The organism is Amycolatopsis sp. NPDC059657, from assembly GCF_042734395.1.
Classification (GTDB): domain Bacteria; phylum Actinomycetota; class Actinomycetes; order Mycobacteriales; family Pseudonocardiaceae; genus Amycolatopsis.
The window spans coordinates 1-7,126 of sequence record NZ_JBHWEB010000224.1; the positions used below are offsets into that span (position 1 = coordinate 1).

Annotated in this window: 7 protein-coding genes; 6 read left to right on the forward strand and 1 reads right to left on the reverse strand. The window is 63.4% G+C overall.

The genetic code is table 11. From position 1 onward, the window contains the following. Positions 1-164 precede the first annotated feature (164 nt). Complete coding sequence (locus tag ACFV15_RS47335) at positions 165-797, reverse strand: MarR family transcriptional regulator (protein WP_378359995.1); 633 nt, start codon at positions 795-797, stop codon at positions 165-167. A 35-nt stretch (positions 798-832) separates the two neighbouring features. Here ACFV15_RS47335 and ACFV15_RS47340 point away from each other — a divergent pair, with 35 nt between their 5' ends. The 6 genes from ACFV15_RS47340 to ACFV15_RS47365 all read left to right on the forward strand — a co-directional run bounded on the left by ACFV15_RS47340 (position 833) and on the right by ACFV15_RS47365 (position 6,825). Then, the gene (locus ACFV15_RS47340; protein ID WP_378359996.1) at positions 833-2,227 is read left to right on the forward strand and encodes a hypothetical protein; all 1,395 of its coding nucleotides are present in this window, start codon (positions 833-835) and stop codon (positions 2,225-2,227) included. A 79-nt stretch (positions 2,228-2,306) separates the two neighbouring features. Continuing rightward, on the forward strand, positions 2,307-2,480 hold the full coding sequence (locus ACFV15_RS47345; RefSeq protein ID WP_378359997.1) for a hypothetical protein: 174 nt from the start codon (positions 2,307-2,309) through the stop codon (positions 2,478-2,480). A 21-nt stretch (positions 2,481-2,501) separates the two neighbouring features. Further along, a complete protein-coding gene (locus ACFV15_RS47350) occupies positions 2,502-3,461 on the forward strand; it encodes a nucleotidyltransferase domain-containing protein (RefSeq protein WP_378359999.1) in 960 nt (319 codons plus the stop codon). A gap of 5 nt (positions 3,462-3,466) precedes the next feature. Next, positions 3,467-4,009 carry a hypothetical protein gene (locus tag ACFV15_RS47355; RefSeq protein ID WP_378360001.1) on the forward strand — a complete coding sequence of 181 codons (543 nt, stop codon included), beginning with the start codon at positions 3,467-3,469 and terminating at the stop codon, positions 4,007-4,009. Beyond that, positions 3,999-5,288, forward strand: coding sequence for a ThiF family adenylyltransferase (locus tag ACFV15_RS47360; RefSeq protein ID WP_378360002.1), 1,290 nt, complete (start codon positions 3,999-4,001; stop codon positions 5,286-5,288). Before ACFV15_RS47355 ends, ACFV15_RS47360 begins: the two co-directional genes overlap by 11 nt. A gap of 64 nt (positions 5,289-5,352) precedes the next feature. Then, entirely contained in the window at positions 5,353-6,825 is a 1,473-nt protein-coding gene (locus tag ACFV15_RS47365) for an SAVED domain-containing protein (protein WP_378360004.1), read from the forward strand. Positions 6,826-7,126: the final 301 nt, after the last annotated feature.

A 7,126-nucleotide genomic window follows, 5' to 3' on the forward strand; every position in this document is an offset into this window, starting at 1 on the left:
GTACGAACGGCGCTTGCGAGGAGGCATGAGGACATCCTTTCAACAGGACGACTGGTCCTGCTAACTCGGTGTCCACTACCCGGGGTGAACCTCAGAGGGCGCGTGGGTACGCACAGCTCAACACCACGACGGCGGATGGCCGCGAACTCGTCGAGCAGTCCCGACTACTTGCTCGCTCGCGCTACGAGCCGCTTGGCGACAGTTTCGCCGCGGGGTGTGGCATACCAACCTTTGGCTCGACCGTGTCTGGTCTTGACGACGAGCCCTCGTTCCTCCAGCGCTTTGCCGCTGCGGCTGATCTGTGCCTCGTGGACGGCGAGTCGCGTGCCGATGTCCGAGCTGGTGATATGCGGGTTCTGGTACGCCAGCACGAGCATCTTGGCGGCCCACGATCCAGGATCCAGAGTATCGGCGATGACCGTCTGCTCAGTCCGGTCGAGACCAGCGACGGCGATTTCGGCGAAAGCGTGGAGCACGGCGTCCAAGCGAGCTACCGGGCCATCAGGCCGCAAGCGTGCCGCGGCATCCTGGAGCGCACGCAACGCGTGTTCCAGCGACGGGACGTCAGCCAGGAGCGTGGCGTCGATCAGCCACCTGCCGACAGCAGTGGTCCAGCGGCCAAGCTGCACCTGCTCACCGAGCACCTTGCCGTCACCGTTCTCGTCGGCGAGCTTTTGTGCCCAGATGTCAAAACTTCCGCGCAGACCGGCGAGATCGCCGTCGGCAGCGGGCGCGCTGGCCGGCATAGGACTGCTCGGCCTGATCGAGGGCGCGACAACCTCCAGTGCGGGGAGCATGATCTCCCACCTCCAGAATCAAGGAAGTGTTAAGTATGGATCCTGCTGACGCCTACGTCAAGCTCTACGACCAGCTGAAGTCCGAGCACGCAGACGCGCTGGACGAGTGGAGCCTGCGGGACGACGTCTCGCAGGCTCGCGATTCGGTATGCGCTGAAGTGCGAGCGACCGGGACACTCGACGATCGCTGGCTACTCCGGCACGCGCACGACCGATGCCTCCTGTTCGGCATTCTGCGGGGCCTTGACCTGGCTCTGCTCAGCGCGAATCCCGAGACCGGCGCTCCCGACGGATCGGCACTGGACTACCTCCGGGCACGTTTGGAATTGACCGGCAAGCTCAACGATCAGGCCGTCGGTCTTTTGCTGCCCAGCCGAGCATCGGATGGACGGCCCGGCGTCGACCCGGACTCGATCGACGACTTTCTCCACTTCTTGCGGTTGTCCCCCGAGATCAGCGCAGACGTGCAGATCCATCCAGTTCCGGCGCTCCACGACCTGCCACGAACGGCCAAGACAAGCACTTCCGGAGTACTGGAACCGAAACCACCACTGACCATCGCTCAGCTGCCGCTGCTCGCCGGACCGGAAGATCTGCGGTGGAACATCGTAGAGTCCGACGACAGGTTCTACACAGTCGTCCCCGACGCCACCCGGATCGGCCCACGCCTTCCCGCAGCTTTGCGCGCGCTCGACCAGAGCGGAGCCTCGCTGGCCATCTTGCCCGAAGGCTGCTTAACGGACGACCTGTTGCCCCAATGGCAAGAGCTGCTGAAGTCAACTCCCCGACCGAAGGACGGCTCACTCACCTGGCTACTGCTGGGCACAGGTCCCGTGGTCAGCGTCGGGCCGAAGCCACAGAGCAATCGACTGCCCAACCGAGCGGTGTTGGTGCACCGGAACGGCTGGCTCGCCCCGTTGATGACTCAGGACAAGCTGTCTGGTTTTTGCTTCACACCTGACCAACAGGAGATATACAGAATCGACCTCGGCGGCGTCAAACGCGACGAATTCATCTCCCACAACACGACCCTGACCGTCCTCGAAGGACGGGCCGGGCGGTTCGCCGTGCAGATCTGCGAAGACTTCGGCCGACTTCGCCAGCAAAGCCGCGTCGTCCTCACCGGCGCCACCCACATCATCGTGCCAGTGCTGGCAGCATCGATGTGGGACAGTGGCTGGCAAGCCCGCGCCGGTCAGGTCATGGCACTCGACCTTGGCGCAAAGGCCGCGGTCAGCAACGGGCTGGCGATCGAACGCTTCTACAACGAAACGACGCCTTCCCCAACCTTGCTCACCGTCGTCGCCCTACCCGGTCGCCCGGACAACTACTTCACGACCGAGGAACTGGTCCAGGCGTACAGCAACATGAGAGCCGGAGAACAGAGCCAGACTGAAGACGCGTTGACGCCGCGCGTCGCCGAATGGTGACCGGCACATCACCGCGTTCCAGCAACATCACGCACCCGACATCCGCTACCAACTCCAGCCTCCATCCACACAGATGCACATGGCAACCACGGAATTACTCAGTGCATTTTCGATCATCGAATACCTGTTCGGCACGGTCGCGCTGCCAGGTTTTGTCGGACGTCGCGGCTACGGTGCCAGCAGGCGGCCAATACGCCGACCGCCGACCAAGTCAATCTGGATCTTGAAGAGCCTTTCAGTATTCGATTTTTGATCATTGAGCCGAGGTACGACCATGGATCTCACCAACGCCTTCGACACCTTTCAACAGGCCGTGAACGCGGACAGCGAGCAGGTGAACCTTGCCCGAGAACGACGAAAGGTGTTCAAGGAGGCGTTCAAGGCTGAGCCAGACGTGCTCGAAGTCTTCGGTTCCGGTTCACTGGCTCGGAGCACTCAGCTCAAACCCGTGCACGATGTCGATCTCATCGTTGTCTTCGATCCGGCCGCGCACGAGAGCTGGGGTGCACCGGGTTCCTCGTCCGTGGACGCGCTCGACCATGTCGGCGGTCGCGTAAACGTGCTGCTGGGATCCAGCAGCGGCATCGACGGCCATGTGCGCCTTGCCAGGCGTCGTGATCGAGCGGTCAAATGCTTCATCGACCCGCCTGAGCAGGACGACGCGTTCACTGTGGACGTCATGCCTGTCCTGCGACAAGCGGACGGCACGCTGCTGATCCCGAGCAAACGGCAAGAGCGGTGGAGTACCGCCGATCCGGAGTATCTGATCAACGAAGTGGCGACGAAACAGCAGGAATGGGCGTACTTCCGTCCCATGGTCCGTGTCTTGAAGAACTGGCGCCTGAGCGTACCGACCAAGGTCAAGTCACTGGTCATCGAAGTACTCGCGCTTCAATGCCTGCCTACCGAGGGTAGTCGACCGGACGCACTGAAATCGTTCTTCACCGCAGCCGCCGTCGAGGTGAACTACGGCGTCGAAGACCCCGCAAAACACTGCGGCCTCATCCAGCCCGATCTGGACGTCGACACCCTCCGCGCAGCGCTGGAGAACGCGCGTGATCTCGCCGAGCAAGCATACGCCGCAGCGGCGCGCGGGCACACCGACGTCGCGGGCAGCCTGTGGCGCGAGCTCTTCGGCGACGACTTTCCCGCATCAGCACCGGAAAACGTCGGCGCGGCCGCGGGTGCGGCAACCCCGTGGCCGCAACCTGTCCCGGACTCAGCACAAGGCTGATGCGCATGTCGAAAGCCATGCGGAAGCCCGTCACCTGGTGGGAATGCGAGCCCCGCCGACTCGAGCGAGACCAGGACGAAATCGGCTACTTGTGCCCGAACCTCCACTGGACTGCGGAAGGTGCGGGCCGCTGGGAAGGCCACCTTCCAATGTGGCCGTTTGACCGGCCACAGCCGCGGCACCTGCAGGACCTGATCGGGCCCAAAGGTCTACTGGTGCTGATCAGGTACGGCCACGCCTATCCGATGGTGCCACCAGCCATCGTCCCGATCGACCCCAAGCCGGAACTCGAGCAGCGCCTGCACACCCGGTTCCACGTCATGGGCGACGGAAGCCTTTGCCTATTCCAGAACAACTCGTCCTGGACCGGCCGGGGTTCAATATTGGACCTAATACGCAAAGCCGCCGGATGGCGAGTCGAATACGCCTTGATCAAGCTCGGCGTCATTGAGGCCATGACGATCAACAGCATCGTCGCCGACGCCTCACGGGACGCCCTGATCGAACAGGTGCCCAAGTTGGAGAGGCGGCAAGAACGTGACGCCTGACTTGTTTCTCCTCGTCCCAGAGGAAGCAGCGCACCGGATGCGCTCGGGCGGCCCTTGGGGACGACTCACATTCCGGTTCTCCGAGCCGGAACAGTTCGGTGCGGTTGTCGCCGTGGCCGACGGAAACAACACTCTGATGCCGACCCCGCTCGACCCGACATCCCACTTTCTGCGCAACGGAATCGAGTACAAGGCGCAGATCTGGTATCGCGTGGCACCGGAGGTTCATGGCTACTGGTCGTACATGCGCAAGGTCGGTAAGGCCTACACACTCGAGGGGTTCAAGGACGCGGTCGCGGGCGGCTGGAGGAATCCACCGGCGGCCGGATGTTACTTCGCGCTGACTGTGTCCGCAGAGGCACCGACGCGCTATCCCGACGCAGGAATCCCGGAAATAGCGGCGTGGCAGGTCACCTCCGGTGGCGTGTTCCCAGTCGACGTCGACGTGCAGGCTATCGAACGCGGGACGGGACAGCTGGCACCATTCTGGCCGGTAGAGAAGGTCTCGACGCTATCCGTCCTGCTGGTGGGGCTCGGCAGCATCGGCAGTGCTGCCGCTCATGCGTTAGCGGGCTACGGGATCGGGCATCTCAAACTTCTCGATCCGGACCGGTTGCTCCGTCACAATCTCGTCCGCCATCCAGGCCCGCCTAAGCATGTCGGCAGGCTCAAGGTCAAGGTCATCGAGGAGCAGTTGGCAGAGGTCCGTCCAGATACGACAGTCGAAGCATACGACTTGGACATAATCGTCGAAGCGAATCGGGTTAGACCGCTGGTCGACGACGTCGACCTCGTTCTGTGTGCGGCCGACGGAGTCGCAGCTCGACGCGTCACCGGGCACCTTGCCAGAAAGGCGAAGAAAGACGCCATTTTGGCCTGCGTCCTCGCGGACGGCGCGTTCGGTGAAATATTCCGGCTGCGCCCATGGCCTGGTCACGGCTGCCTGGTCTGCCGACGCGAGAACCTTCAGGAAGAAGGTGGCATGGCCCCCGAACCCAGCCTGGACGCGGGTTACGGCACCGGCACCACTCATCGCCCGATGACCGCGGTGGGCGGTGACCTGCACCTGGTCGGCCAGCTAGCGGCGAAGGCCACAGTCGCCACGCTTTTAGAACGCCGGGGACAGTCTGATCAGAAGCTGCCCGGTGAACACATGCTGATCGGGCTGCGGCCCGAGGCAGGCTGGGCGCCGCCATTCGACTTCAACCACAGCGGCGAGATTCGCTGGCTGCCGCACACACCGCCCCGTCCTGGGTGCCCGACCTGCGAATCAGCATGATTTCCGATTTCGACCGCCCACCGATCCTGTACGCCAGCGGAAAAGCGCGGCGAGGAGTGAGACCATGACCACTCCGACACCGGCGGCTGGTCCCCCTTCTCGCAGTGGCGTACGCCGCAGCGGCGACCACTACCAGGACCTCCTCACCTGGGTCGCGGCCCTGCGCGTACTTCAACCGCAAGCCGAGTTCACCGGGCTCGAGATGGAGATCAATGGCGCCGGCAACGTCGACGACATCGTGCTACGCCGACAGATCGCCGGCGACCGGTACATCCAAGTGAAGTGGACGACCACCACATCCTCCAAAGTGGATGACACCTTTCTCACTGCGACGACCGGCAAGGGAAAGTCGGTTCTCCAGAAGCTCTTCGCCAGCTACGAGATTCTCAGCAGTCCGCAGAGTCCTCCCTACCTCGAGCTGCTCACCAACCGAGTCCTAGATATCGACGACCCGTTGCTTGGCCACGTCGACGGACGCACCGACATGCTTGTACCCCACGCATCCTCCGCCCCGCTCGGCAGCCCGGCCCGGCGGCGTCTGGATGAGTGGGCCGCTCACGTCGGCGTGCCCCGGGACGCTCTTCTCGACTTGTTCAGCCATCTCGTCTTCCGCACCGGACTCACGGTGAACAGCGAACGCGATCGCGCGCAAGTCCTGATGCTCGCAGCTGGCCTGCGTCATGATGAAGCAGCTTTGGGCGCCGGCCTGGCGCTAGTCGCCGGATGGGTACGAGGCGGGCGACGAGTCTTGAGCGCGGCGACGCTTCACCACGAGGTCTCGGAGCTCGGCCTCCAAGCGAGCCAGCCACGGGCGATTCTGCTCGTTCAAGCCATCGCACGGGACCCTCATCCCGAAGATGCCGACGAGGTGCTCGACTGGGTCGACCTTCACCCCGGGCAATCCGCGATGAGCCGAGTCGAGCCCGAATCTCCTTCGCACTGGAATACCATGACAGCGGAACTTGATGCCGCCGTCGCCAGGCTCGCCGAGGCGGGTGTCCAGGATGTCTTGATCCGTGGCGCTCTCCGCCAAGCCGCGTTCTTCTTGGTCGGCGCCCGGCTGGCACAAGTCACCGGCAAGAGGGTCAGCTACGTCCAACAAGGAGTTCTCTGGTCGAGCGACAGCCCACGGCTGCCCCCGCCGCCGCTGGACGTCGTTCGAACCGACCTCACAGCCGGAGACGAACTAGCCGTCGCGATCGGCATCGCGATCGATCCGACGGCCGCGGTCACCCAGCACATTCGCGATCAACTACCCGAAGTCTCGAGACTGGTCACCCTGCTCCCCCAGAGTGGTCCGCATGACCAGGCGATCAAGAGCCCAGGACAGGCGGTCGGCTACACGCAGGCTATACGCAACACCGTCCGGACCGAGCTCGAAATGCGCCCGTCCAGACGAATCCACCTCTTCCTCGCAGGCCCCGGCGGTCTCGCGCTCCTCCTCGGTCATCGCTGGAACCGACTCGCGCCGACCACCGTCCACGAACACCTCGGCCCTGGGCGTGGTTACACAGCCGCGTTCACCGTCGACGCTTGACAATTCCGTTAGCCGCTCTGGCTCAATCGCCGCCCCATCAAGAGCTGCCTATCAGCACCAATCAACGCCCAACAGTCGACGTGATTGCTACCGGAATCGGACCGTGAGCCGCAAGTACACAACATGCCGTCAGCCAAGCCTCCGCAGGACGCGTCCACAGTGCGTTGTCTCACTGCCGAGCCATACCTTAGGAATACCGACGTTTACTGAGGTTCACCCCGGGTAGTGGACACCGAGTTAGCAGGACCAGTCGTCCTGTTGAAAGGATGTCCTCATGCCTCCTCGCAAGCGCCGTTCGTAC